The organism is Streptomyces sp. NPDC088553 (assembly GCF_044752965.1).
GTDB lineage: Bacteria > Actinomycetota > Actinomycetes > Streptomycetales > Streptomycetaceae > Streptomyces.
The window spans coordinates 13,418-36,643 of record NZ_JBIVMG010000007.1 but is presented as its reverse complement, the minus strand read 5'-3'; the positions used below and the strand labels follow the sequence as shown (position 1 = coordinate 36,643).

Genomic DNA, 23,226 nt, shown 5'->3' with positions numbered 1-23,226 from the left:
GCCGGGCACCCCTCAACCGTGCCGGCGGATGTCGGGAACCGGCGCCCACCGGCCGTACCGGGCGGGTCTCAGGGTCCCCCGTCGAGCACCCGTACCGGAAGGCCCCGCATCGCGCCCCGCAGCTCCGCCGCCAGTTCCTCGAACTCGGCGTGCCGGGCCGCGCCCGTCCGCATCGCGAGGGCGATCCGCCGGGCGGGCGCCGGTTCGGTGAAGAGCCCGGTCCACAGGGCGTTGTTCCGGGCGGTCTCGACCGTGACGGCGGTGCGCGGCAGCAGGGTCACCCCGAGACCGCCGGCCACCAGCTGCACCAGGGTGGAGAGCCCCGCCGCGGTGGTGGTGACCTCGGCGCCGTCCGTGCGCCCGGCCTCGCGGCAGATGTCGAGGGCCTGGTCGCGCAGGCAGTGCCCCTCGTCGAGGAGGAGCAGCCGCAGCTCCTTGAGGGCCTCGCGCGGAATGTCGTCCCGGCCGGCCAGCGGATGCCCCTGCGGGGTGACCAGGACGAAGTCCTCGTCGAAGAGGGGCAGTTCGGTGACCCCGGGCACCCCGAGCGGCACGGCGAGCAGCAGCAGGTCGAGCCGCCCGGCGGCGAGCCCCTCCAGGAGGGAGGAGGTCTGCTCCTCGTGGACCTGGAGGTCGAGGTCCGGGTAGCGCCGGTGGACGAGCCGCAGCACCGTGGGCAGCAGGTACGGGGCGACCGTCGGGATCACCCCGAGCCGCAGCACCCCGGTGAACGGCGCCTGGGCCGCCTCCGCCTCCTCCATCAGCTCCGCCACCGCGTCGAGGACCGCCCGGGCACGGACCGCGAGCCGCTCCCCCGCGGGCGAGAGCAGCACCTTTCTCGTCGTACGCTCAAGGAGCTGGACACCGAGTGCCTCTTCGAGAGCCGAAACCGCGCCCGAGAGCGCGGGCTGGCTCATGCCGATGGCGGCCGCCGCATCGCGGAAGTGGAGATGTTCGGCCACCGCCGCGAAGGCTCTGAGCTGGGACAGACTGGGCTGTTTCACACGTCGTGCCGGGATCACTGATAACCACCTTCGATCAACACGACCCACTCTAGCTATTTCACTGATCAATGCACTCCGTGCCATGCTGTGAGCCGTCCAACCCCCACGGAAGACCTCAAAAGGGACCCTTCCTGTTTGCAAGGAGAGCGCGTGCTCACTGTCGGTGACAAGTTCCCCGCCTACGACCTGACCGCCTGCGTGTCGCTGGAGAGCGGCAAGGAGTTCGAGCAGATCGACCACAAGGCCTACGAGGGCAAGTGGCGCGTGGTGTTCTTCTGGCCGAAGGACTTCACCTTCGTCTGCCCCACCGAGATCGCCGCGTTCGGCAAGCTGAACGACGAGTTCGCGGACCGCGACGCCCAGATCCTCGGCGTCTCCGGCGACTCCGAGTTCGTGCACCACGCCTGGCGCAAGGACCACGCCGACCTGCGTGACCTGCCCTTCCCGATGCTCGCCGACTCCAAGCACGAGCTCATGAGCGACTGCGGCGTGCGCGGCGAGGACGGCTTCGCGCAGCGTGCCGTCTTCATCGTGGACCCGAACAACGAGATCCAGTTCACCATGGTGACCGCCGGCTCCGTCGGCCGTAACCCCAAGGAGGTCCTGCGGGTCCTCGACGCCCTGCAGACCGACGAGCTGTGCCCCTGCAACTGGAACAAGGGCGAGGGCACCCTCGACGCCGCCGCGCTCCTGTCGGGCGAGTGATCTGACATGGCTCTCGACCAACTGAAGTCCGCCATACCGGACTTCGCCAAGGACCTGAAGCTGAACCTCGGTTCGGTCATCGGCAACAGCGAGCTGCCCCAGCAGCAGCTCTGGGGCACCGTCCTCGCCTGCGCGATCGCCTCGCGCTCGCCGAAGGTCCTCAAGGAGCTGGAGCCCGAGGCCCAGGCCAACCTGAAGCCCGAGGCGTACCAGGCGGCCAAGTCCGCCGCCGCGATCATGGCGATGAACAACGTCTTCTACCGGACCCGGCACCTGCTGTCGGACCCCGAGTACGGGACGATGCGCGCCGGTCTGCGGATGAACGTCATCGGCAACCCGGGCGTCGAGAAGGTCGACTTCGAGCTGTGGTCGCTGGCGGTGTCCGCGATCAACGGCTGCGGCCAGTGCCTCGACTCGCACGAGCAGGTCCTGCGCCAGGCCGGTGTCGACCGCGCCACGATCCAGGAGGCCGTCAAGATCGCCGCGGTGATCCAGGCGGTCGGCGTCACCCTCGACGCGGAAGCGGTCCTCGCCTCCGCCGAGTAAGGCGTCACGGTACGAGAAGGGCCCCGGGGCGTCGCGCCCCGGGGCCCTTTCGTCGCGTCCGGAGGGTGGTCACTCCCCGCGCGGGGTCACTTCTTGAGCGCGGCCATGAGGGCGAGCGCGTCCTGGGACATCGGGACCTCGATCCCGGAGAGGTCGATCGGGTCCTTCCTCTCGGTCGGGTTCCCGTCGGCGTCGGTGCTGTACTGCTCGTAGATGCTCATGGTGATCTCGACCTGTCCGTCGAGGACCCTCAGCTCTCCGCCCTCGCCGCCCCTGCCGTCGAAGAAGGCCGCCTCACCGACGCCCTCGACGGGCATGGCAAGGCCGTAGTACTTCGCCCGCGCGGCGAACTCGGGCCCCGGGTCGATCACCTTGTGGAGGGTGTAGCCGACACTGACGCTGTATCCGGACTCCGGCAGCCCGAACGTCAGCGAGCACGACGCCTCGTACACGGCCGGGTCGTCCATCTCGGGCCCCGAGCCGTCCACGCCCCGCTTTCCCAGGATGCCGGAGAGCGCCTTGAGCTGGGCCTTCTCGCAGAACTCCCCGACCTGCCGGTAGCCGCCGAGGTTCGGGCCCGGTTCGGTCCGCTGCCCGTACGCGTAGAGCGCCCCGCCCCACACCGCCGACGCCACCACCGCGCCGCCGAGCGCCCACAGCCAGGGGCGGCGGGGCCGGGGCGGGCGCGGGGCCTGCTCCTCCGTCAGCACCTCGGTGATCAGGTACGACGTGTCCCCGTCGAGCTCCGGTTCCGATATCACTTGGTCTCCCCCTTGGCGGCGGGCGTGCCGGGGGCCGGGGTCGGCGCGATCTCGTAGGCGGTCGCCCCGCGAGGTTCCTGCGCGCTGCGCAGCGCCTGCTCCCTGCTGTACGCGCGAAGGTATCCGACCACCGTGTTGACGACGGCGACCAGGGGGACCGCGACCACGGCGCCGCCGATGCCGGCGGTCAGGCCGCCGGCCGCGACCGCGAGGACGACGGCCAGCGGGTGGACCCGCACCGCGCGTCCGAGGATGAAGGGCTGGAGCACATGGCCCTCGATCTGCTGCACGGCGAGGACGACGACCAGCACCATGAGCGCGGTGAACGGCCCGTTGGTGACGAGGGCGACGACGACCGCGAGGGCGCCCGAGACGACCGCGCCGACCAGCGGGATGAAGGCGAAGAGGAAGATGAAGACGGCGAGCGGTACGGCCATCGGCACGTCGAGGAACCAGAGTCCGAGGCCGATGAAGACCGCGTCGATGAGGGCGACGAGCACCGTGCCCCGCACATAGGCGGTGAGGGTGCGCCAGGCGCGCGGGCCCGCGCCCGCGACGCCGGGCCGGGCCTGCGCGGGCACCAGCTTGAGCGTCCACTCCCAGACCTTCTTCCCGTCGTACAGCAGGAAGAGCGTCGAGAACATGGCGAGCAGGATGCCGGTCATCGTCTCGACGAAGACGGCGACGCCCTGCAGTCCGACGGAGGTGATCTGCTCGGCGTTGGCGCCGATGGTGTCGCTGAGGTTCTTCGCGATGTCGTTGATCTGGCGCTCGGTCACATGGAACGGGCTGTCCAGGGCCCAGCGCTTGAGCTCCTCGATGCCGTCCTTGACGCGGTCGGTCAGGTTGTCGATGTTGTCCATCACCTGCCAGACCACGAACCAGCCGACCAGACCCATCACGACGAAGCCGGAGACGGCGGTGACGGCGGTGGCGAGCCCCCGCGGCAGGCCCTTCCTGCGGAGCATGGTCACGGTGGGCTGGAGCAGGGCGGTGATGAGGAGCGCGGCGACGAACGCGAGGACGACCAGCTGGACGGAGCTGATCACCTTCATCAGCACCCAGACGGTGCCGGCGAAGACGAGCAGGCGCCAACTCGCCTCGGCGGCCACCCGCATGCCCCACGGGATCGCGGCGGCGGGATCGGGCCGGGCGGCGACGGCCGGCGCGTACGTGGGGGGCGCGGGCACGGAGAGGCCGGGCTCGCCCGCCGGGCCCGCGGCCGACTCCGGGAGGGGTGCGGCGGTGTCCGGGTCCACGTCGGGGCGGGCGGGCACGGCGACCGCGCCGGCCCCGGCCGCGACTCCGGTACCGGCTCCGCTTCCGGTTCCGTTCGTGTCCCCGGCGGCGGGGGCCGCGTCGGCCGGGCGCCGCTCCCGCGGGTCCTCGAACGACGGGTCGAGCGGTTCTCCGCGCTCCGCCTCGGCCCTGCGCTCGTCGAGGCGCTCACCCATGCGGCTCAGGCTCTCGCCCAGCCGTCCCAGCCACCCTGGCACTCTCGACATCGCTTTCCTCATCCCCCGCTCGCTCTTTCCCACCGTTTCCCCACTGCTACCCCCGGAAGTCGTGGACCTTCGAAACTACACGCAAGAAGCCCCTCACCGTAGGACGGTGAGGGGCTCCCCGAGGTTGAGCACGCCGTACTAGTACCAGCGGTGGGACAGCCAGAACGACCAGGCGCCACACGGGCTGCCGTAACGGTCGTTCATGTAGTTGAGGCCCCACTTGATCTGGGTGGCCGGGTTGGTCTGCCAGTCGGCGCCCGCGCTGGCCATCTTGCTGCCCGGGAGCGCCTGGACGAGACCGTAGGCGCCCGAACCCTGGTTGACGGCCTTGTAGTTCCAGGTGGACTCGTGGTCCACGATGTTGCTGAAGCACTGGAACTGCGAGGCCGGGACCATCTGGCGGGCGATCGCCTTGACCTCGGAGACGGAGTACGAGCCCTGCGCGGCGAAGGACGAGGCGTCGCGGACCGCGGAACGACTGGCGCGCTCCTCCGCCTCCTTGCGCTCCTTCTCGGCCTTCTCCTCGGCGGCGGCCTTGTCGGCCGCCTCCTTCTTCGCCTCGGCGTCCTTGGCGGCACGGAGACGAGCCGTCTCCTCCGCGGACTTCTTGGCGATGGAGTCGGCAGCGGCGGCCTGGACGTCGGCCTGCTCCGAGAGGGACGAGACCTGTACCTGGGCCTGTTCGCCCACGGGGATGTCCGCGAGCAGCGTGGTGTCGGCCGCGGTGGCCTCGAAGTTGTCGTCCGAGGACTGAGCGGCGTTACCCGACGCAACGCCCATGACGGCGCCGACGGTGGTGACCGCAGTGGCCGAAGCCACCGCGAATCCCCGGACCGAGATCCGGCTCACACGGTTTCCTTCCAGCACGCCCGCACAGGTGACCACGCGGGCGAAATCGTGCCCCTGGCGCTGGTCTCCGACGTACACGGTCACAGAAGACACGGGCCCGTGGTGCTGTGGGCGGCATACGGCGAACGGCTGTGGAGTTATGTGGTGCTTGTGCGCCTGAAGGTGCACGGGTGCCGTATGCGGGGCCTGACGGAAGCAAGACTCTGCCGGACGGCGACACCGCAAGGCAATTCTGCGTTGCGTGTGAAAGCTCACACCTGGGCGGGGCAGGTGTTTTCGAAGATAAGGCGGACATGGGGGCGCCGCCCGGCTAAGCTCCTGCGCTCTGCCGGGCGGCGCCAACTTCCGTACACGTACGGACGCGTACGAATCGGGTCAGATCTGACCGTCCTCCAGCATCTCCGTCACGAGCGCCGCGATCTGGGAGCGCTCGGAGCGGGTGAGGGTGACATGGGCGAAGAGCGGATGCCCCTTCAGTTTCTCGACCACGGCGACGACTCCGTCGTACCGGCCGACCCTGAGGTTGTCCCGCTGGGCGACGTCATGGGTCAGAACGACCCTCGAATTCGCCCCGATTCGGGACAGAACGGTCAACAGGACGTTCCGCTCCAGGGACTGGGCCTCGTCCACGATGACGAACGCGTCGTGGAGCGAACGGCCCCGGATGTGGGTGAGCGGCAGGACCTCCAGCATCCCGCGGCCGAGGACCTCCTCCACCACCTCGCGGCTCGCGACCGAGGACAGCGTGTCGAAGACGGCCTGAGCCCACGGGCTCATCTTCTCCGCCTCGCTGCCCGGCAGGTAGCCGAGCTCCTGGCCGCCGACCGCGTACAGCGGACGGAAGACCATCACCTTCTGGTGCTGACGGCGCTCCAGGACCGCCTCCAGGCCCGCGCAGAGCGCGAGCGCGGACTTGCCGGTGCCGGCCCGGCCACCCATGGAGATGATGCCGACGTCCGGGTCGAGGAGCAGGTCCAGCGCGATCCGCTGCTCGGCGCTGCGGCCGCGGAGCCCGAAGGCCTCCCGGTCGCCGCGGACCAGCCGTACGTTCCCCTCGGCGGTGATCCGGCCGAGCGCCTTGCCCCGCTCGGACTGGAGCACCAGGCCCGTGTGGACCGGAAGCTCGGCGGCCTCCGGCACGTACAGCGACTCCTGGTCGTAGAGCAGGTCCACCTGCTCGCCGGAGAGCGCCAGCTCGGACATCCCGGTCCAGCCGTTGGCGTCCGTGATGGCCAGTTCGGCGCGGTACTCCTCGGCGAGGAGCCCGACCGACGAGGCCTTGATGCGCAGCGGCAGGTCCTTGGAGACGACCGTGACGTCGTACCCCTCCGCCTGGAGGTTGCGCGCGACCGCGAGGATCCGTGAGTCGTTGTCCCCCAACCTGTAGCCGGCGGGCAGTACGCCGGGGTCGGAATGGTTGAGTTCGACACGCAGGGTGCCGCCCAGGTCCCCGATGGGGAGCGGGGCGTCCAGGCGCCCGTACCGGACCCGGAAGTCGTCCAGGAGGCGCAGGGCCTGCCGGGCGAAGTACCCGAGTTCGGGATGGTGCCGCTTGGCCTCGAGCTCCGTCACCACGACGATCGGGAGCACGACCTCGTGCTCCTCGAAGCGCGACATGGCGTTCGGGTCGGCCAGCAGGACGCTGGTGTCGAGAACATAGGTGCGCCGGTCGGAAAGGCGGCGCTTCGTGCTGGTCACCACGGAAGGACAGACCCCCTCGGAAGACCCCTGTGAGGTCGGGGTGCGACGGAACCGGTGTCGCTGCGGAATGGGACCGGGTTCGGGCCGCCGTGCACGGGCCGAACCACGGCCCTCCGCTTCTCCCGTACGTGTCCCGCACGGTCGTCGTGGTGCAAGGGGCCTCCCGGGTGGCGGTCTCCGTGCCGCTCACTTCACCAGGGATATGCCCTCGAACAGGCTCTGCCATGCCATGGCATATGACGACGTGTTCGTGAACACGAGGTGATCGGTTCCGATCGGGTCCCCGGGGTGATCCGGGGACCCCGGGGGACGCCGGGAATCAGGTTCCGTAGCGCCGGTGCCGGGCGGCGTAGTCGCGCAGCGCCCGCAGGAAGTCGACCTTGCGGAAGGCCGGCCAGTGCACTTCACAGAAGTAGTACTCGGAATGGGCGCTCTGCCACAGCATGAATCCGGACAGCCGCTGCTCGCCGCTGGTGCGGATCACCAGGTCCGGGTCGGGCTGACCGCGCGTGTAGAGGTGCTCCGAGATGTGCTCGACGTCGACGATCTCGGCGAGCTCCTCGAAGCTCGTGCCGCGCTCCGCGTGCTCCAGGAGCAGCGAGCGGACCGCGTCCGCGATCTCCTGCCGGCCGCCGTAGCCCACGGCCACGTTCACGAGTATCCCCGTGTTGTCGTGGGTGGCCTGCTCGGCCTCCTTGAGCACCGACTGCGTACGGGCGGGCAGCAGGTCCATCGTGCCGACGTGGTTGACGCGCCAGCGGCCGTCGGCGGCGAGCGCCCGCACGGCGTTCTCGATGATGCCGAGCAGCGGGACGAGCTGCTCCTCGGGCCGGTTCAGGTTGTCCGTGGAGAGCATCCAGAGCGTGACGACCTCGACGTCGGTCTCGGCGCACCAGCCGAGCAGCTCCTGGATCTTGTCCGCACCCGCCTTGTGGCCCTGCTCGGGCGTCCCGCCGGAGGCCTTGGCCCAGCGGCGGTTCCCGTCGAGGATGACCCCGATGTGCTTGGGCACCTGGGCATGGTCGAGGCGGCCTTCCACCCGGCGTGCGTAGAGCCCGTACACCAGGTCGCGCAGGTTCACTGTTCTTTACCTCTCCATGCAGCGGCAGGCCCGCCATGCCGCGGCGGTCCGCAAGCCGCCACACTACTGCGGACGGGCGACGGGCTCCCAGCCCGGGACTGTCACAAGTCCGTGATAAGCAGAGATACGTGACTGATTCCCCCCTGTACCGCGCCGCCGCGGACCGCTATGACTCCATGGAGTACCGCCGCTCGGGCCGCAGTGGCCTCAAGCTCCCCGCGATCTCCCTCGGCCTCTGGCACAACTTCGGCGACGACCGCGCGCTCGACACCCAGCGCGCGATCCTGCGCCGCGCCTTCGACCTCGGCGTCACCCACTTCGACCTGGCGAACAACTACGGGCCGCCGCCCGGCTCCGCCGAGCTGAACTTCGGCAAGCTCTTCGCCCAGGACTTCGCGCCCTACCGCGACGAGCTGATCATCTCCACCAAGGCCGGGTACGAGATGCACCCCGGTCCGTACGGCGAGTGGGGCTCCCGCAAGTACCTGCTGTCCTCGCTCGACGCCTCCCTGAACCGGATGGGCCTCGACTACGTCGACATCTTCTACTCGCACCGCTTCGACCCGCACACCCCGCTGGAGGAGACGATGGGGGCCCTGGCCTCCGCCGTCCAGCAGGGCAAGGCGCTGTACGTGGGTGTCTCCTCGTACAACAGCGAGCAGACCGCCGAGGCCGCGCGGATCCTGCGCGAGATGGGTGTCCGTCCGCTCATCCACCAGCCGTCGTACTCGATGATCAACCGCTGGACCGAGGAGGACGGTCTCCTCGACACGCTGGAGGCGGCCGGCATGGGCTGCATCGCCTTCGTGCCGCTGGCGCAGGGACTGCTCACCAACAAGTACCTGAAGGGCATCCCGGAGGGCTCGCGGGCCACGCAGGGCAAGTCCCTCGACCCGAACCTGCTCTCCGACGAGGTGCTGCGGCGGCTGCGCGGCCTCGCGGACATCGCGGGCCGGCGCGGGCAGTCGCTGGCCCAGCTGGCGCTGTCGTGGGTGCTCCGCGACGAGCGGATGACCTCGGCGCTGATCGGCGCGTCCAGCGTCGCCCAGCTGGAGGAGAACGTGGCGGCTCTCGCGGCCCCGCCGCTGACCGCCGACGAGCTGGTGGAGATCGACTCGTTCGCCGTGGACACCCAGGGCACGAACATCTGGGCCGGCCGGGGCTGACGCGTCCGGAGTGACCGGGGGCGTGCCCTGAGGGGATCCGGGGCAGGCTCCGACGGGATCCGGGAAAAGAAAAACGGGCCGGTCCGTGGGGGGGATACGGACCGGCCCGAGGGGGGGTTTCCACCATAACCCTTCGTTAGTCGTGTCGCGCGCCACGTACGCCGAACGAACCTCGGTGAATTCGCCGGATCCCAGTCGGGACAAGGGGTGCAGGGCCCTGTGGCGGGTTTGCGCCCCGGCGCGGCGGCGGAGTTCCGTCCCTCCGAAGAGGGACCGCCCGGGCTGGGCGCCGCGTTGACGGGGGCAGTCGCCCGGGACGGTTTTCCGGCAGGTCAGGACCCGGACGCGCGGGGATGCCGGCCGATGCCGTCACGGCGGGCGACGAGCCGGTGACCGGTGGGCACGGGGGTCACGGAAGCGCCGTGAACGCGCCGAGCAGAAGCCCCAGCAGTCCGCCCGCGAGCATGAACGGGCCGAAGGGGATCGCCGAGGAGCGGTCGGCGCGGCGCCGGAGGACGAGCCCGAGGCCGTACACCGCGCCGAGCAGGAAACCGGCGAAGGCCCCGGCGAAGAGCACGCCCCAGCCGTACCAGCCGAGGGCCGCGCCGAGCGGCAGTGCCAGCTTGACGTCGCCCAGACCGAGCTGGCCCGGGTTGATCAGATGGAGCACCAGATAGGCCCCGCCGAGCGCGAGCGCGCCGAGCAGCGCGTGGAGCCAGGACCCCGCGTCGTACGGGAGGAGCTCGGCGACGCCGAGGAGCAGCGGGACGGCGGCGGCCAGCGGCAGGGTGAGCGTGTCCGGGAGCCGGTGCACGCGCGCGTCGACACTGCCGAGGAGCACGGCGAAGGGCGCGCAGAGCAGCCAGACCGCCAGTTCGGGCCGGGGCCCGCCGGTGGCGGCGGCGAGCACGGCGCACGCGAGCGCGGTGAGCAGCGGTGCCGTGTGCGGGCTTCCGGTCGTCGCGCAGTCCTGCCGCCCCGGCCCGCCGAACCAGCCGCGCGCGGGCCCCACGAGGACATGCCCGGCGGGGCAGCGGTCCCGCCACGGCTCCTCGAAGGGCACGGAGAGCCGGTACGCGGCGCGCGGCACGAGCAGCCCGACGGCGGCGCCCCAGAGGGCGGCGAGGGTGATCGTCGTGACGTACACGGAGCCGACCCTAGGGGCGGCGGGCGGCTACGGTCTGGCACATGGGGAAATGGGCGGACGGGACGGGGACGCTGGCGACCGACGCGGTCCGGGGGGTGCCGCTGGAGGTGGCGGCCTCGTACCGCGCGCGGCGGCGGGGGCTGCTCGGGCGGGACGGGATCGCGGGGGCGATGCTCATCGTCCGGACGAACAGCGTGCACACCTTCGGGATGCGGTTCGCGATCGACGTGGCCTATCTGGACCGCTCGTTCACGGTCCGCTCCGTCGTCACGATGCGGCCGGGACGGCTCGGCATGATCCGGCCGCGCGGCCGGCACGTCCTGGAGGCGGAGGCGGGCGCGATGGCGGGCTGGGGGCTGCGGCCGGGGGTACGCGTGCGCGTGGAGACGGGTTCCGGGCCCGGGAGCCCGGACGGGGGCGGGACGGGGGACGCCGACGGGGCCGGGATCGTGGACGCCGGCGGGGACCTCACGGCGGGCCCGACCCCAGCAGGGTGACGGCCCCGTACACGGCGGAGGCGAGCGCGAGCCCGCCGAGGACCGGCACGAGGGTCCGGACGCGGAGCCGCGCGAGGGCCACGGCGGGCGGGAGCAGCAGCCCGAACGCCGGCATCATCAGCCGCGGCCGGGAGCCGAAGTACGCGGCGCCGACGAGCGAGACGAACACGACGCCGATCGTGAAGACGAGCACGGGCACCGGCTGCCGCTGCCGTACGCAGAGGGCGACCAGCCGGCCGAGCAGCGCGAGCGCCGCGCAGAGGCCGAGGGCGGCGGGCCACGGCAGGCCGGCGATGAACCGCGCGAGGGCGACACCGCCGTCGATGGAGTTGCCCCAGGCCGCCTGGACGTCGAAGTAGGCGGTCGCACTGTCCTGGCGGACACCGACGTACGCGATGTACGCGAGCCAGCCGAGCGGCGCGATCAGGACCCCGGCCACCGTCCGCGCGGGCAGCCGCCGGTCCCGTACGAGCGTGACGAGTGCGGTGATCCCGAGGGCGGCGATCAGGGCGACGGCCGTCGGCCGGGTGAGCCCGGCGGCCACGCACAGGGCGCCGGCCAGGATCCAGCGCCCGCGCAGGACCGCGTACAGCGACCAGGCGGCGAAGGCGGTGAACAGCGTCTCCGTGTACGCCATCGACTGGACGAACGCGGTCGGGTACACGCCCCAGAGGACGGCGAGCAGAACGCCGGCGCGGGTTCCGAAGGCGTGCGCGCCGCACCGGTACACGCCCCAGGCGGCGGCGAGGCCGGCGGTCCAGGAGATCAGCAGCCCGGCGGTGGCCGCGTCCAGCGGGAGGACGGCGGAGAGACCTCGCTCCAGGGCCGGGAGGAGCGGGAAGAAGGCCAGGTCGGGGTGGACGTCACCGTTCGGCAGGGTGGCCTGGTACCCGTAACCGTTCTCGGCGATCCGCACGTACCAGACGGAGTCCCAGCGGCCCTTGAGCCGGTGCAGCCCGTCCTCGCCGGTGACGGCCGAGGCGATCGCGAGGACCGCGAGGCCGATGAGGCGGGTCACGGCGTATCCGCCGACGGCGAGGACCGTGGGGTCGACGGGACGGAGGGTACTGAGGGGACGGATGCTGCGGGCGCGACGGCCGAGTGCGGGCGGGGACGGCGGGGACATGCGCCCGATTATCCCGGCGGCGCGCGTCGCTCGGCCCACCGGACTCGTGCGGCTCGACCCAGGAGCCTCATCCGGCTCGACCCAGGAGCCTCATGCGGCTCAGCCCAGCGGCCTTATGCGGACGAACTTCGCGGCCATGACGGGGCCGAGCTGCCGGACGATGGCGTGCCCCGGCTCGTGCGGGGAGGGCAGGTCGCCGAGGAAGGAGGTGACGATGACCTCGTCGACGCCGAGGACACCACGACAACTCTGCTCCTCCAGGAAGGCGAGGGTGCGGCGCCAGTCGGCCGCGCACGGGGTCTCGCCGAGGAAGGAGCGGACGGTGTCCTGGACGACGTCCCAGAAGAACACGTGCGGCTGCACACCGCCCTGATGGAAGACATGGTTCTCGTACACGTCCCGGAACTCGGGAATCCGGGTGACGAGGTCATTGACCAACTGCACACTCTGCGCACTCGGGGTCACGCCCGGAGTCTCGCTCGTCGTCGTCATCTGTCCAGAATGCTCCTGCCCGGCGGGCTTGTCCCCCCACCTTTGCGTTTTCCTGACGACGGCTTTCGACAGGTTTTCCACAGGGGGTGCGAAGTGTCCCTCTTCCGTGGATCGTTGGGCGTATGTACGAGTTGGCGATCCTCGCCAGGGGCGGGGTCCTCCTGACGGTCTGGGCGGTCGCGGCGGGCTGGCCGCCGGGCCGTCTGACAGGCCGTCTGCGCAGGGACGGCTGGCAGCGGATCTGCCGGGGCGCGTGGGCGGCCCCGGGGAAGGAGGTGGACTGGCGGGTGCGGGCGACGGCGCTCCAGCTCCTGCGCCCGGAGTGGGTGTGCAGCCACGGGACGGCGGCGCGACTGCACCGCATCGAGCGACTGGGGACGACGGAACGGATGGACCGCCTGGAGTTCACCGCCCCGGCCCCGGCCCGCTCGCCGGCCGGCTCGTCGTCCGGCTCGTCGTCCGGCGAGGGGACGCGGGTCCGCGTCCACGGCACCAGGTTCCTGACGGCCGGCGACGGGTCGATACGACGAGGCCTGCGGACGACGACCCCGGCGCGGACGGTCGGCGACCTGATACGGGCGGCCGGCAGCCGGGAGGAGGCCGTGGTCGTCGCCGACTCGGCACTCGCGCGGCGGGCGGTCGACGGGGTGCGGCGCGAGGCACTCGTCCGGTACGAGGACCTCACCGCCGAACTCGCGGCGCCCCGGCGGGGAGCGCCGCGCGCCCGGTCCTGGCTGCGGCTCGCCGAGCCGGCGTCGGGCTCACCGGCGGAGACGGTGGCGAGGCTGCGGATGGGGGACGCGGGCCTGTTCCCGGAGTGCCAGCCGGTCCTGCGGACGGCGGCGGGGCCTCCGCTGCGCCCGGACTTCCTGTTCCGCGCGCGGGGCCTGGCGGTGGAGGTCGAGGGCTTCGCCTTCCACGGCACCCGCCGGGCCCACGAGCGGGACGTCGCCCGCTTCAACGCGCTGCAGTCCTGCCCGGAGATCCGCCGGGTGCTGCGGTTCACGGCGGGCGAGGTATTCCGTCATCCGGACCGGATGACGGCCACGATCAGGGCGGCGCTGGCTCTGTGACGACAAGGGACAACGAGGCTCACGAGGAGGTCCGTCGGCTGCGACGAGATCACCACGGCAGCATGCCTCGTGCGCTCTCCACCAACGCCAGAGGGAAACAGGGGGTTTCGGTGTCGACGGCGCCCCCCGGGCCGGCCACCACGCCGCCCCCGACCTCGGACGCGTCCTCGACACCGCAGGTGACGGCGAGCGACACCGGCTCCCCCGACGGGTCGTCCACAGCCCGGACCCCGGCGTCCACGTACACGGCCTCCTACACCAAGCAGGCCATGGCCCTGGGGCTGCCGGACGGCCCAGGTCGGCGGTTTCACCGAGGAGAAGACGTCCGAGTGGAGACTCGCCGCCGAGACGGTGCTGTGCGTCGTGACCGACAAGGGCAACATCGCCCGGGCCGTGATCACCGGCTTCATCGGAGGAGAACCCGACGCGTACTCCAACCCTCCCAAGCAGCTCAGCCTTGAGGTCACCCTCCGGAAGCCGTGCACCTGAGCCGTCGGAGGGCTCAGAAGATGTCGGGCGTACGGTTCAGGACCCGGCCCGGCAGGGAGTACCAGCGGCCGCCCTGGGCCAGGTGCCGGGTGTAGACGCCCTCCAGGAGCAGGGCCAGGGAGAGGTCCACGGCGTCGACCTGACCCTCGGTCCTCACGTCGAGGGTCACCGGCCTGTTCCAGTCGTCGCGGGTGACCCGGACGACGATGCCCTGCCGCAGCAGCTCATGGACCCGCTTGTCCTGGCCCCGCCGGTAGCGGTACGCCCGGCCGGCGAGGCCGATGCGGAGGGCGCGGCCGTCGCGCGACAGACCGCTGCGGCGGCGGCTCAGGGTGCCGGTGTACTCACCGACCTGGAACCTGGCGCGCGCGGGCAGCGGCGCCCGCCCGAACCTGATGCCGCTGAAGACCCCCTGCGGCAGGCGCTCGCCGGCCACCGAGAACTGCGCGAAGCTGTCGCCGCGCCCGACGGCGTTGCCGTACCGCAACTCCACGAACCCGAGCCCGGGGATCGTGCCGCCCCAGGAGGGCGCGGGGGCGAGCCACCGGGAAGCGGCCTCGGGGTCGGTGTGGCGGAGAGTGAATCCGGCAGTGCTCATGACACGCCAGTATGCCCGCGGGCCGGTTCTCCGAGGCGTCGGCCTCAGGGCGTGACGGGTGGCGTGGTGCGGGGGAAGGAGATCTCGACGCGACGGTTCTTCTTGCGGCCCTCCTCGGAGCCGTTGTCGGCGATCGGATAGTCCTCGCTGTAACCGCGGATGTCGAAGGTCGTACCCGGGTCGAGACTCCGCGCGAGGACCTGCTGCACGGCGACGGCACGCTCCTTCGACAGCTTGAGCCCGTGCTCGTACGTCCCGAGGTTGTCGGTGAACCCGAAGACACGGACGCGGCCGGAGCCGAGCTTGTTGATCTCGGCGGCGATGGCGGCGATACGGGCGTTGGCGGCGGCCCCGAGCTTGGCGCTGTTCTTGGGGAACAGCACCTCGGCCTGCAGCGCGAACGTCACGTCCACGTTGGTGTCCTGACGACGCTCCTGACCGCCCTCGTCCTCGACGATCTGCTTGATGTCGAGCACCTTGGCGGCGGCGAGGGTGGCGCCGTCGGGGAGCATGAGCCCCGGGGAGTCGGCGTCGATGACGGGAGGCGGGGAGGCGCTGGCGGCGGACCCGGGGGGATCGTCGGCGTACGCGACGGGCATGGCGAGGGGCCCCAGGGCGACGGAGGCGACCAGGAGGGCGGCGAGGCGGCGTGAGTTCGTCGTCATGGCGTCGCCTCAGGAGAGTTTGAGGGTGGCGGGTTCGAAGGTGGGGAGCTGGAACGACACTTCGGTGGTGGTGGGGGGTGGGGCGGGGAATTGCATGAAGACGGCGGTGGACTTGGCGGGACCTAGGCTGTCGAGCCCGGTGGTGGTGAGCGGCCGCCCGTCGGTGTCTCTCAGGACGTAGTAGCGCTTCTTGCCGACGGCATCGACAAGGGTGGCGCCCCCCAACGAATTCCCATGCTTGACCACCTCTGTCTCATCACCGCTTGTCTGGGGGGGAACGATGCTGATGGCGCCAGAGGCGTTCCGCAGTCGCCCCTTGACGGTGAGGAACCCTCCTGCGTCGCGTTCCGCAGAGTTAATCTCCAACTCAAGTCCCTTTTGGCCCTTGAGTACGGCCACCACCTCTACGGGTTCCTCCGTGCTCTGCGGCTGTTGCCCTTCCTGTGTCTTCTGAGGTGCCGCAGTGGTCGCGGCCGGCTTGTCCGCCTTCGGCTTCTCCTCGGCTCCGCAGCCGACCGCAAGGAGTGCCAACGACGCAACCGTGAGGGAGGCCAGCCCCTTTCGTGCGTACCGAACGTTCATGAAGCGTGCTTCCTTTACTCGTCGTCGCCGGCCAGTCGGACAGTGAAGAGATCTACGGCACTAGGCAGTACAGGGTCGTCGGGGTCGATCGTCCAGGCCTCTTCACCGCAGGTGAGTCCGGTGATCGGCTCAGGTTCGGGCTCCGGCTCCTCCCCCGGTTGCGTGGAGTCGGGATCCGGCTCGGTTTCCTCCGGTTCAGGCTCCTCCGCTGCCGTGAAGCTGCATTTCGGCTCGATCAGGGCCTTCGCGGATGCGACGGCATTCCGCGCTTCGGTCCCGGGCAGACCGACACTTTCCTGCGTGTGCACGGTGACGCTGAAACCCTGTGGCTCCGTGAGAGGGACGCAATCCTCGTCCGGGAGCACACTGTCGTTCTTGGCTGCGAATACAGCTGCCTGCTGACATGCCGAGGAGCTGTGGTACTCCGTCCCCTTGACGAACCCGTCCCACCGCCCAGGATCGAGAATCACACCGAGCCACCCCTCGCGGAGCTGATTCCGGGCATCCTCTGCGGCTGCGAGTGCCGCCGCGTCGGCCGCAGTCTGGGCGCTGTTACGCGTCACCGCGGCCTGCCCCACCACGAAGTAGACGAACGCCAGGAACAGCACACCCCCGATGGCAGCGATGTACACCGGAAACGCCTGCCCTGAGTCCCGCCCCTGGCGGGCAGCGCCTACTCGCCGCCACCACCGGTCAACTCCGCGATCTTCTGGCTGATCGCACCCTTGATCGACTGCCCCAGATCCGTACCGGTGATCGCCACCACAATCGCCACCACCACCACAATGATCCCCAGATACTCCACCGCCGTCTGCCCGCGATCCCCTCGCAGCAGTCGCGCGGTCACTCCCACCTTGGCCCTCGTCAGGGCCTTCAGCATCGCGTCGTTCATCGTGGTCCCCTCCGCGTTCAGACGCCTGTGCTCGGGTACGGTTCGCCGACCGGCGGGTCGGCGGACAGGGCCCGTGGGCCGTGTGGGCCCCGGTCATCGGGTGGGCCTCCTGCCCAGCCGGGAGGCCATGGCCTCGGACCGTGTGCGGGTGGCGATGCGACGGTTCTCGAGGCTCCTCGCGAGCACGCCCATCACTCCCCTCCCTCACACTCAGTCCGCACTGTGGCACATCCTGTTGTGCGCGCGAAGGCCTTTCCCGTGAATATGTCACCGGCCGCCCCTCGGCCCCTCACTCCCCCGTCACCGACCCGAAGTCCGTCCCCGTGCCCAGGAACAGGCCCGCGCCCAGCAGGATCATCGTGGCCGGGACCATCAGCGTCGTGATGACCATCGTCGCCTTCGGGACCGCCTTCGCCGCCTTCCTGCGCGCGTTCTGCGCGTCCGTGCGCCGCATGTCGTTGGCGATCTGGATCAGCGTGTCCACGATCGGCGCCCCCAGCTCCTCGCCCTGCTGCAGCGCCGTCACGAACTGCGCCACCTGCTCCGAGTCGTTCCGGCGGCGCAGTTCGTCGAAGGCCTGGCGGCGGCTCACGCCCATGTCCATCTGCCGGAGGGTGATGCGGAGTTCGTCCGCCCACGGGCCCTCGTACTTCTCCGCCACCCGTTCCAGCGCCTGCCGGAAGCCCAGGCCCGCCGACACCACGACGGCCAGCACGTCCAGGAAGTCCGGCAGCGTGCGTTCGATCTGGTCCTTGCGGATGCGGACCGCCGACCAGATGCCGACCTCCGTCCAGAACGCGCCGAACGCGAAGAGGAGGACCGCCACCAGGAAGGACCCCCTGCTCAGCATCAGCAGGCCGCCCAGGACGCCCAGGAAGCCGTAGACCGCCCGCCTCGCCCCGTACCGGTCGATCGTCAGGCCGCCGGGGTTTCCGGCCAGGTCGATCCGGCGCCGGACCGCGTTGACCCGCTTGGGGCCCATCAGGCGGAGCACGGTCGGCGACCAGCGCATGCCCAGGCGGTCGACGGCCGAGTCGACGGCGCCGGTGCGGGTGGCGCCGACCTCCAGGGCGAGCCGGAGGTCGTCGGGGAGCTTGGCGTCCGCGCGGTAGAGGCGGATGCCGTACGCGGCCCCGGCCACGGCGAGGCCCGCGAGGAGGGCGAGGAGGAGGTCCACGGCGGCAGTCCGTCCCTACACGTCGATCTTCGAGAAGCGGCGGATGGCGATGAAGCCCACCACGTACAGGGCGAACGCGGCGACGACGGCGAACTGCCCGAGACCCGATCCGGTCATCCGGTCCAGCGCGCCGGGCTGCATGTTGTCGATGAGCAGCAGCGAACCGACGCCGATGACGGGGACCGAGTACGCGGTCATGCTCACCTGCGACAGCTGGGTACGGACCTCGCGCCGGGTCTCCTTGCGTTCCTCCAGGGTCTCGGTGAGGTTCCGCAGGGACGAGACGACGGTGCCGCCGGCCCTGTTGGCGAGGACCAGGGTGGTGACGAGGACGACGAGTTCGCGGGACGGCAGGCGTTCGGCGAGTTCCCCCAGGGCGTCGTCGAGCGACGTGCCGACGGACAACTGCTGTGCCACCTTCTCCAGTTCGTCCCCGGCCGGCGCCTCCATCTCGTCGGCGGCCAGACTGAGGGCCATCCGGAGCGCGAGCCCGGCCTGGGTGGCGTTGGCCAGGATCCGGGAGAGTTCCGGGAGCTGGTTGATGAACTTCTCGATCCGCTTCTGTCGCTGCCAGCCGAGATAGCCCATGGCCACCCAGACGCCGAGCAGTCCGCAGATCGGGCCGAAGAACGGCGAGAGCGCGGCCTGGCCGACGACCCACAGGGCGGCCACCGTCGCCGCCAGGGCCACCGTGAACTCGCCCGGCGTGATGTCCAGGCCGGTGGCCGCGATCCGCAGCTCCAGTTTCCGGCCGAGGACCGTCCGCCGGACCCGCCGGTCGACGCCCTGGAAGCGGCGCCTGCGACGGCCGCTCGCCTCGGGCGCGCCCGACTCGTCGAGCCGCGCGACGAGCGCCGCGTGCCGGCGTGCCCCGCTCGCGTACAGCTGGATCCCGGTGATGCCCAGGACGCAGCAGAGCAGCGCGACGCCGATCGTCAGCCAGAAGGGGTCGGTCATGGGCCTTGCTCCTCGTCGGCTCTCGTCGGCATCAGTCGGCTTCCCGGGTGGTGAGATGGGCTTCCGTCACGGCCACGCCGAAGGCCTGCGGAATGGGCTGGCCCGCCAGATAGAGCCGTTCGGCGACCCGCCGCGGCAGCGGATGGTAGGTGAACCGCCCGTACACCCGACCGTCCGCGGCCACCGGCTGCGCCTGGAAGCGGCACACCGTGGCGAGCAGGAAGCGCTCGCGCCCGTGGGAGGCGAGGACGGAGATCTCGGTGATCCGGCGGGTGCCGTCGGGGTGCCGGGTGAGCTGGACGAGGACGTCCACGGCGCTGTTGATCTGGTCCCGGAGCGCCTCGAACGGCACCTTGACCTCGGACATCGACGCCAGCGTCTGGAGCCGCATCAGCGCGTCCTCGGCCGAGTTGGCGTGGACGGTGGCGAGCGAGCCGTCGTGGCCGGTGGACATCGCCTGGAGCATGTCGAGGGTCTCGCCGCCGCGGACCTCACCGACGATGATCCGGTCGGGCCGCATGCGGAGCGAGTTGCGGACGAGATCGCGGATGGAGATGGCCCCGCGGCCCTCGATGTTCGGCGGGCGGGCCTCAAGACGGATCACATGGGACTGCTGGAGCTGGAGTTCGGCCGAGTCCTCGATGGTGATGATCCGCTCGCCGTCGGGGACGAGACCGGAGAGGGCGTTGAGGAGAGTGGTCTTCCCGGTGCCGGTGGCGCCCGAGACGATCAGGTTGAACTTGGCCTGAACCAGTCCCGACAGCAGGAGCAGCATCTGCTCGTCGAGGGAGCCGAGGCCGATCATCTCGTGGAGCGTGTACGCCCGGGGGAAGCGGCGGATGGTGAGGGTGGCCCCGGTGAGCGAGAGCGGCGGGATGATGACGTTGACGCGCTCGCCGGACGGCAGCCGGGCGTCGACCATCGGGTTCGACTCGTCGACCCGCCGGTTGACGGTGGAGACGATCCGCTCGATGGTCTGCATCAGCTGGTCGTGGGAGGCGAAGCGGAGCGGCAGCAGTTCGACGCGGCCGGCCCGCTCGATGAAGATCTGGTCGGGTCCGTTGACCATGATCTCGGTGATCGAGGCGTCTTCGAGGAGCGGTTCGAGTACGCCGAGACCGAGGGCCTCGTCGACCACCCGCCGGATCAGCTGGGCCCGCTCGGCGGTGGAGAGGACGGGCCCCTCGCGGCTGATGATGTGCCCGAGGACGCGCTCCAGACGGGCGCGCCGCTCGGCGGCCGCGAGCGCGGACATCTCGGTGAGGTCGATCTCCTCCAGGAGTTTGGCGCGGAAGGCGGCGACCAGATGGCCGTCCTCCCTGGCCGCAGCGCCGCCCCCGTGGTCCTCGGGGGCGTTGATCCGGGCCCGCAGACTCATGATTCGTGGTCCCTTCTCACTCGTCCTCCTCGTCGGTCCGGGGCATGGTGGCGGTCTTCCTCACTTCGCCGAAGTGCTTCACGAAGGGCACGACGGACGGGATCGTCACGGTCACCGTGACGGTGACCTCGTCACCCCCCGGGAAGGTGGAGGCGACGGGATCGACCCAGCCGCTCACGGCGGCGGTGGCGGCCGTCTGGGCGTCGGGCCCGTCCTCCGCGTCGCTGCTCGCCGCCCGTGCGGCCGCGCGGGCCGCCGTGCCCGCCTGCTGCGCGGCGTACGCGGCGATGCCGAGCTGGAGCCCGGCGAGGCCGACGATCAGCAGGATCGGGAGGAAGCCGAGGTACTCGATGGCGGCCTGACCGCGGTCGCGCCGCCTTGTGCGCGGGTGCCTCGTCATCGCGTGAGGCCCTTCTCGTCCACGGCCCCCGCCTCGCCCACCACCGGGAAGAGCCCGCCGAGCCCGGGGACGAGGACCGGAACCTCGACGGAGACCCGGACGCGGACCATGCCGCCGCTCACGTCTCCGCAGTGCCCGCCGGAGGCGCTCCAGGCGCCGCCGATGTGCCGGCCGGCGGCGGCCGGTCCGTCTTCGCCGACGGCGCATGCCCGCGCCGCCTCGTCCGCCGCGTTCCCCGCGAGCGTGAACGTGTACCCGACCAGGACGATCTGCCAGAGCAGCGCGAGGGTGAGCAGGATCAGCGGCACCATGCCGAGGAACTCGACCGCCACCTGCCCCCTGTCGTCGTTGCCCGAGCCCTGGTGGATGCGCATGGTTCAGCGCCCTCCGGCGCGGCGCCGCAGCCCGAGCGAGCCCCGGTCGCCCGCTCGGGCGAGCTGTTTGCCGGGCTGGCCGGCCGTCGGCGCGGCGGCCGGGGCCTGGACCAGGCCCAGTTCGCCGGCGAGGGCCCACAGCGCCTGTTTGACCGTCGACTTGGCGTCGAGCTCGTGCAGCCGGCCCGCGTCGACGACCGCCTGGAGCTCCTTGAAGTGGGCGGGGACGGCGACGCCCGCGACGCGGGTGCCGGTGATCTTCTGGACGAGGGGCGGCTGGATCTCGGTGGAGCGGTGGTGGCGGTTGACCAGGGTCACGGTCTCCTCGGCCTTGCGGACCTGGAGCCGTTCCCACATGCGTACGGTCCGCTTGGCCGCCCGGACGGCGACGACGTCCGGCGTGGCGACGAGGACGGCGGTGTCGGCCATCTCGATCGCGGCGGCGTTGGCGCTGTTGAGCTGGGAGCCGCAGTCGACGACGACGACCTCGTGCCGGCCGCGCAGCGCGCTGACGATCTGGCGGGCGGCGCGGTCGGTGACCTCCTCGCCGCGCTCGCCCTCCGCCGGGGCGAGGAGCAGGGAGAGGCCGGTCTCGTGGACGTACACGGCGTCCTGGAGGACGCGCGGCGAGATGTCGGCGATGGAGGCGAGGTCGGCCACGGAACGCCGGAACTGGACGTCCAGGTACGAGGCGATGTCGCCGCTCTGCAGGTCCATGTCGACGAGCGCGACGGTACGCCCGGAGGCGCGGGCCGCGAGGGCGAGGTGGACGGCGGTGACGGTGGCGCCGACCCCGCCCTTGGCGCCGCTGACGGTGACGACGGTGCCGCCGGGGCCGGTGACCTGCTCGGCTCCAGCGCCGAGGTGGCGGCGGACGCCGACGGACCACTGGGCGGCGGCCTGGACGCGGCTGGCGAGTTCCTCGTAGCCGAGGGGCAGGGTGACGAGTCCCCGCGCGCCGGAGTCCATGGCGGCGGAGAAGAGGACGGGGCTCGCGTCGGCGGTGATGAGCACGACGCCGACGGCGGGGAAGCGGAGGGCGACCTCGCGGACGAGTTCGAGCGCGGGAACGGGGCCGATCCGCTCGTGCACCAGGACGACCTCGGGGAGTTCGTCGAGCGAGGCGGCGGCGAGCCGCGCGAGGGTGTCGACGAGCTGGGTGGAGTCGGTGACCGGAAGGGCGGGCTCGGCGTCGGGAAGCTGCCCGATGAGCGTGGTGACGGACCGGGCCGCGTCGGGGTCGCCGACGGCCGGCAGGATCCTGGTGGTCATACCGGCCTCACTTGTCCTTTTCGAGCGTGTAGGTGCGGTCGCGCTGGTCGGCGGGGGCGCCGCCGGTGGTGGGGGCGACCAGGGCGAGGCGTACGTGCTCGGCGAAGGACTCGGCGTACGCGACGCGCTGGGCGTCGAGGGTGGAGAGGGCGAAGGAGATCGGCACGGCCGCGTCGGCGCGTGCGGAGCTCTGGGAGCTGTCCCTGATCGGGGTGAGCTTGCCGACGTCGAGGACGCGGGCGCCGGCGACGATCATGCGGGACTGGGAGGCCTCGCCCTTCTTGTCGCCCGCGAAGGTGGCGTAGATGTTGACGGTGGCGCCCGCGGTGATCTTGCCCGCGACGCCGGTGGCGGCGTCGATCATGATCGCGATCTCCTGCTGGCCCGGCTGGAGTTCGGGCTGCTCGACGATCATGTCGGACTGGAGGAGCGAGCCGGCCTTGAGCTGGGTGACGGCGATCCGGCCCTCGATCTGTCGGAGGTCGGTGACGGCGGTCTCCGAGAGCCAGCGCTTCGGCATGGTGATCTTCTCGAACTGGTCCGCGCGCAGGGGCGCGTACGGGGCCACGTTCCGCTTGATCCGGTACGCGGTGGTCTCCGGGCCGACCTTGGAGTTCACGTCGCTGATGACGGCGAGCACACCGGCGAAGGCGCCGATCGCGCACAGGACGGACAGCAGCAGCAGGATCACGCCGCGGCGCTGGCGGGAGTTCATGGCCGTACTACCTCGATCGGAGACGTAAGTGCGGGGCGGACGGGAGCGGGTGGTCGGGGGCGGGAGGAGGGGGC

The 23,226-nt window shown here is 71.3% G+C and carries 27 protein-coding genes and 1 pseudogene; 6 read left to right on the top strand and 22 right to left on the bottom strand.

The features are described from left to right. Positions 1–68: 68 nt before the first annotated feature. Positions 69–1,022 (bottom strand): hydrogen peroxide-inducible genes activator, encoded by a 954-nt coding sequence (locus ACIP8Z_RS24030; RefSeq protein WP_402086643.1) that lies wholly within the window; start codon positions 1,020–1,022, stop codon positions 69–71. Between the two features lie 132 nt (positions 1,023–1,154). Here ACIP8Z_RS24030 and ACIP8Z_RS24025 point away from each other — a divergent pair, with 132 nt between their 5' ends. Continuing rightward, positions 1,155–1,709 carry a peroxiredoxin gene (locus ACIP8Z_RS24025; RefSeq protein WP_073809243.1) on the top strand — a complete coding sequence of 185 codons (555 nt, stop codon included), beginning with the start codon at positions 1,155–1,157 and terminating at the stop codon, positions 1,707–1,709. A 6-nt stretch (positions 1,710–1,715) separates the two neighbouring features. Next, positions 1,716–2,255: an alkyl hydroperoxide reductase gene (locus ACIP8Z_RS24020; RefSeq protein WP_402086641.1), complete on the top strand. Its 540-nt coding sequence runs from the start codon at positions 1,716–1,718 to the stop codon at positions 2,253–2,255. A gap of 86 nt (positions 2,256–2,341) precedes the next feature. Here the strand turns inward: ACIP8Z_RS24020 and ACIP8Z_RS24015 are convergent, their stop codons facing one another. From ACIP8Z_RS24015 to ACIP8Z_RS23995, 5 genes are all read right to left on the bottom strand, one after another. After that, positions 2,342–3,016 carry a hypothetical protein gene (locus tag ACIP8Z_RS24015; RefSeq protein WP_402086638.1) on the bottom strand — a complete coding sequence of 225 codons (675 nt, stop codon included), beginning with the start codon at positions 3,014–3,016 and terminating at the stop codon, positions 2,342–2,344. Beyond that, entirely contained in the window at positions 3,013–4,521 is a 1,509-nt protein-coding gene (locus ACIP8Z_RS24010; RefSeq protein ID WP_402086635.1) for an AI-2E family transporter, read from the bottom strand. The genes ACIP8Z_RS24015 and ACIP8Z_RS24010 overlap by 4 nt, the downstream gene beginning before the upstream one ends. A gap of 138 nt (positions 4,522–4,659) precedes the next feature. After that, on the bottom strand, positions 4,660–5,370 hold the full coding sequence (locus ACIP8Z_RS24005; protein WP_402086632.1) for a transglycosylase SLT domain-containing protein: 711 nt from the start codon (positions 5,368–5,370) through the stop codon (positions 4,660–4,662). Between the two features lie 375 nt (positions 5,371–5,745). Continuing rightward, a complete protein-coding gene (locus ACIP8Z_RS24000; RefSeq protein WP_402086630.1) occupies positions 5,746–7,071 on the bottom strand; it encodes a PhoH family protein in 1,326 nt (441 codons plus the stop codon). A gap of 319 nt (positions 7,072–7,390) precedes the next feature. Next, the gene (locus ACIP8Z_RS23995; protein ID WP_030320536.1) at positions 7,391–8,152 is read right to left on the bottom strand and encodes an isoprenyl transferase; all 762 of its coding nucleotides are present in this window, start codon (positions 8,150–8,152) and stop codon (positions 7,391–7,393) included. Between the two features lie 128 nt (positions 8,153–8,280). On the opposite strand from ACIP8Z_RS23995, the gene mgrA reads away from it, so the two are divergent. Beyond that, positions 8,281–9,318 carry an L-glyceraldehyde 3-phosphate reductase gene (gene mgrA / locus ACIP8Z_RS23990; protein WP_402086627.1) on the top strand — a complete coding sequence of 346 codons (1,038 nt, stop codon included), beginning with the start codon at positions 8,281–8,283 and terminating at the stop codon, positions 9,316–9,318. A gap of 409 nt (positions 9,319–9,727) precedes the next feature. Here mgrA and ACIP8Z_RS23985 read toward each other — a convergent pair whose 3' ends face one another. Then, entirely contained in the window at positions 9,728–10,465 is a 738-nt protein-coding gene (locus ACIP8Z_RS23985) for a prepilin peptidase (RefSeq protein ID WP_402086625.1), read from the bottom strand. A 41-nt stretch (positions 10,466–10,506) separates the two neighbouring features. On the opposite strand from ACIP8Z_RS23985, the gene ACIP8Z_RS23980 reads away from it, so the two are divergent. Continuing rightward, positions 10,507–10,962, top strand: a complete 456-nt coding sequence (locus tag ACIP8Z_RS23980; protein WP_402086623.1) for a DUF192 domain-containing protein — start codon at positions 10,507–10,509, stop codon at positions 10,960–10,962. Here the strand turns inward: ACIP8Z_RS23980 and ACIP8Z_RS23975 are convergent. Together ACIP8Z_RS23975 and ACIP8Z_RS23970 are read right to left on the bottom strand one after the other, a co-directional pair. Continuing rightward, positions 10,934–12,088, bottom strand: coding sequence for a hypothetical protein (locus ACIP8Z_RS23975; RefSeq protein ID WP_402086621.1), 1,155 nt, complete (start codon positions 12,086–12,088; stop codon positions 10,934–10,936). The genes ACIP8Z_RS23980 and ACIP8Z_RS23975 overlap by 29 nt on opposite strands. Positions 12,089–12,187: 99 nt before the next feature. Continuing rightward, complete coding sequence (locus tag ACIP8Z_RS23970) at positions 12,188–12,580, bottom strand: hypothetical protein (protein ID WP_402086618.1); 393 nt, start codon at positions 12,578–12,580, stop codon at positions 12,188–12,190. Between the two features lie 122 nt (positions 12,581–12,702). Here ACIP8Z_RS23970 and ACIP8Z_RS23965 point away from each other — a divergent pair, with 122 nt between their 5' ends. Next, entirely contained in the window at positions 12,703–13,653 is a 951-nt protein-coding gene (locus tag ACIP8Z_RS23965) for a hypothetical protein (RefSeq protein WP_402086616.1), read from the top strand. A gap of 49 nt (positions 13,654–13,702) precedes the next feature. On the opposite strand, the gene ACIP8Z_RS23960 is transcribed toward ACIP8Z_RS23965, so the two are convergent. Further along, positions 13,703–13,894: a hypothetical protein gene (locus ACIP8Z_RS23960; protein WP_402086613.1), complete on the bottom strand. Its 192-nt coding sequence runs from the start codon at positions 13,892–13,894 to the stop codon at positions 13,703–13,705. Positions 13,895–14,016: 122 nt separating this feature from the next. Here ACIP8Z_RS23960 and ACIP8Z_RS23955 point away from each other — a divergent pair, with 122 nt between their 5' ends. Next, entirely contained in the window at positions 14,017–14,142 is a 126-nt protein-coding gene (locus ACIP8Z_RS23955) for a hypothetical protein (RefSeq protein WP_402086610.1), read from the top strand. A 13-nt stretch (positions 14,143–14,155) separates the two neighbouring features. On the opposite strand, the gene ACIP8Z_RS23950 is transcribed toward ACIP8Z_RS23955, so the two are convergent. From ACIP8Z_RS23950 to cpaB, 12 genes and pseudogenes are all read right to left on the bottom strand, one after another. Next, positions 14,156–14,740 carry a hypothetical protein gene (locus ACIP8Z_RS23950; protein WP_402086607.1) on the bottom strand — a complete coding sequence of 195 codons (585 nt, stop codon included), beginning with the start codon at positions 14,738–14,740 and terminating at the stop codon, positions 14,156–14,158. A 44-nt stretch (positions 14,741–14,784) separates the two neighbouring features. Then, positions 14,785–15,405 (bottom strand): OmpA family protein, encoded by a 621-nt coding sequence (locus tag ACIP8Z_RS23945; protein WP_319310190.1) that lies wholly within the window; start codon positions 15,403–15,405, stop codon positions 14,785–14,787. Between the two features lie 9 nt (positions 15,406–15,414). Next, complete coding sequence (locus tag ACIP8Z_RS23940; protein WP_402086604.1) at positions 15,415–15,987, bottom strand: hypothetical protein; 573 nt, start codon at positions 15,985–15,987, stop codon at positions 15,415–15,417. 14 nt (positions 15,988–16,001) lie between these two features. Next, positions 16,002–16,622 (bottom strand): annotated as a pseudogene (locus tag ACIP8Z_RS23935) (pilus assembly protein TadG-related protein); the annotation flags it as partial. A 38-nt stretch (positions 16,623–16,660) separates the two neighbouring features. Continuing rightward, positions 16,661–16,879 (bottom strand): Flp family type IVb pilin, encoded by a 219-nt coding sequence (locus ACIP8Z_RS23930; RefSeq protein WP_187622277.1) that lies wholly within the window; start codon positions 16,877–16,879, stop codon positions 16,661–16,663. Between the two features lie 289 nt (positions 16,880–17,168). Beyond that, on the bottom strand, positions 17,169–18,056 hold the full coding sequence (locus ACIP8Z_RS23925; RefSeq protein ID WP_383864892.1) for a DUF5936 domain-containing protein: 888 nt from the start codon (positions 18,054–18,056) through the stop codon (positions 17,169–17,171). A 15-nt stretch (positions 18,057–18,071) separates the two neighbouring features. After that, a complete protein-coding gene (locus ACIP8Z_RS23920) occupies positions 18,072–19,013 on the bottom strand; it encodes a type II secretion system F family protein (RefSeq protein ID WP_402086601.1) in 942 nt (313 codons plus the stop codon). Positions 19,014–19,044: 31 nt separating this feature from the next. Continuing rightward, the gene (locus ACIP8Z_RS23915) at positions 19,045–20,391 is read right to left on the bottom strand and encodes a CpaF family protein (RefSeq protein ID WP_319310200.1); all 1,347 of its coding nucleotides are present in this window, start codon (positions 20,389–20,391) and stop codon (positions 19,045–19,047) included. A gap of 16 nt (positions 20,392–20,407) precedes the next feature. Continuing rightward, positions 20,408–20,791: a TadE/TadG family type IV pilus assembly protein gene (locus ACIP8Z_RS23910; protein WP_402086599.1), complete on the bottom strand. Its 384-nt coding sequence runs from the start codon at positions 20,789–20,791 to the stop codon at positions 20,408–20,410. Then, a complete protein-coding gene (locus ACIP8Z_RS23905; protein WP_402086596.1) occupies positions 20,788–21,165 on the bottom strand; it encodes a TadE/TadG family type IV pilus assembly protein in 378 nt (125 codons plus the stop codon). Before ACIP8Z_RS23905 ends, ACIP8Z_RS23910 begins: the two co-directional genes overlap by 4 nt. 3 nt (positions 21,166–21,168) lie before the next feature. After that, positions 21,169–22,437 (bottom strand): CpaE family protein, encoded by a 1,269-nt coding sequence (locus ACIP8Z_RS23900; protein ID WP_402086595.1) that lies wholly within the window; start codon positions 22,435–22,437, stop codon positions 21,169–21,171. A gap of 7 nt (positions 22,438–22,444) precedes the next feature. Then, a complete protein-coding gene (cpaB, locus tag ACIP8Z_RS23895) occupies positions 22,445–23,152 on the bottom strand; it encodes a Flp pilus assembly protein CpaB (protein WP_402086592.1) in 708 nt (235 codons plus the stop codon). Positions 23,153–23,226: the final 74 nt, after the last annotated feature.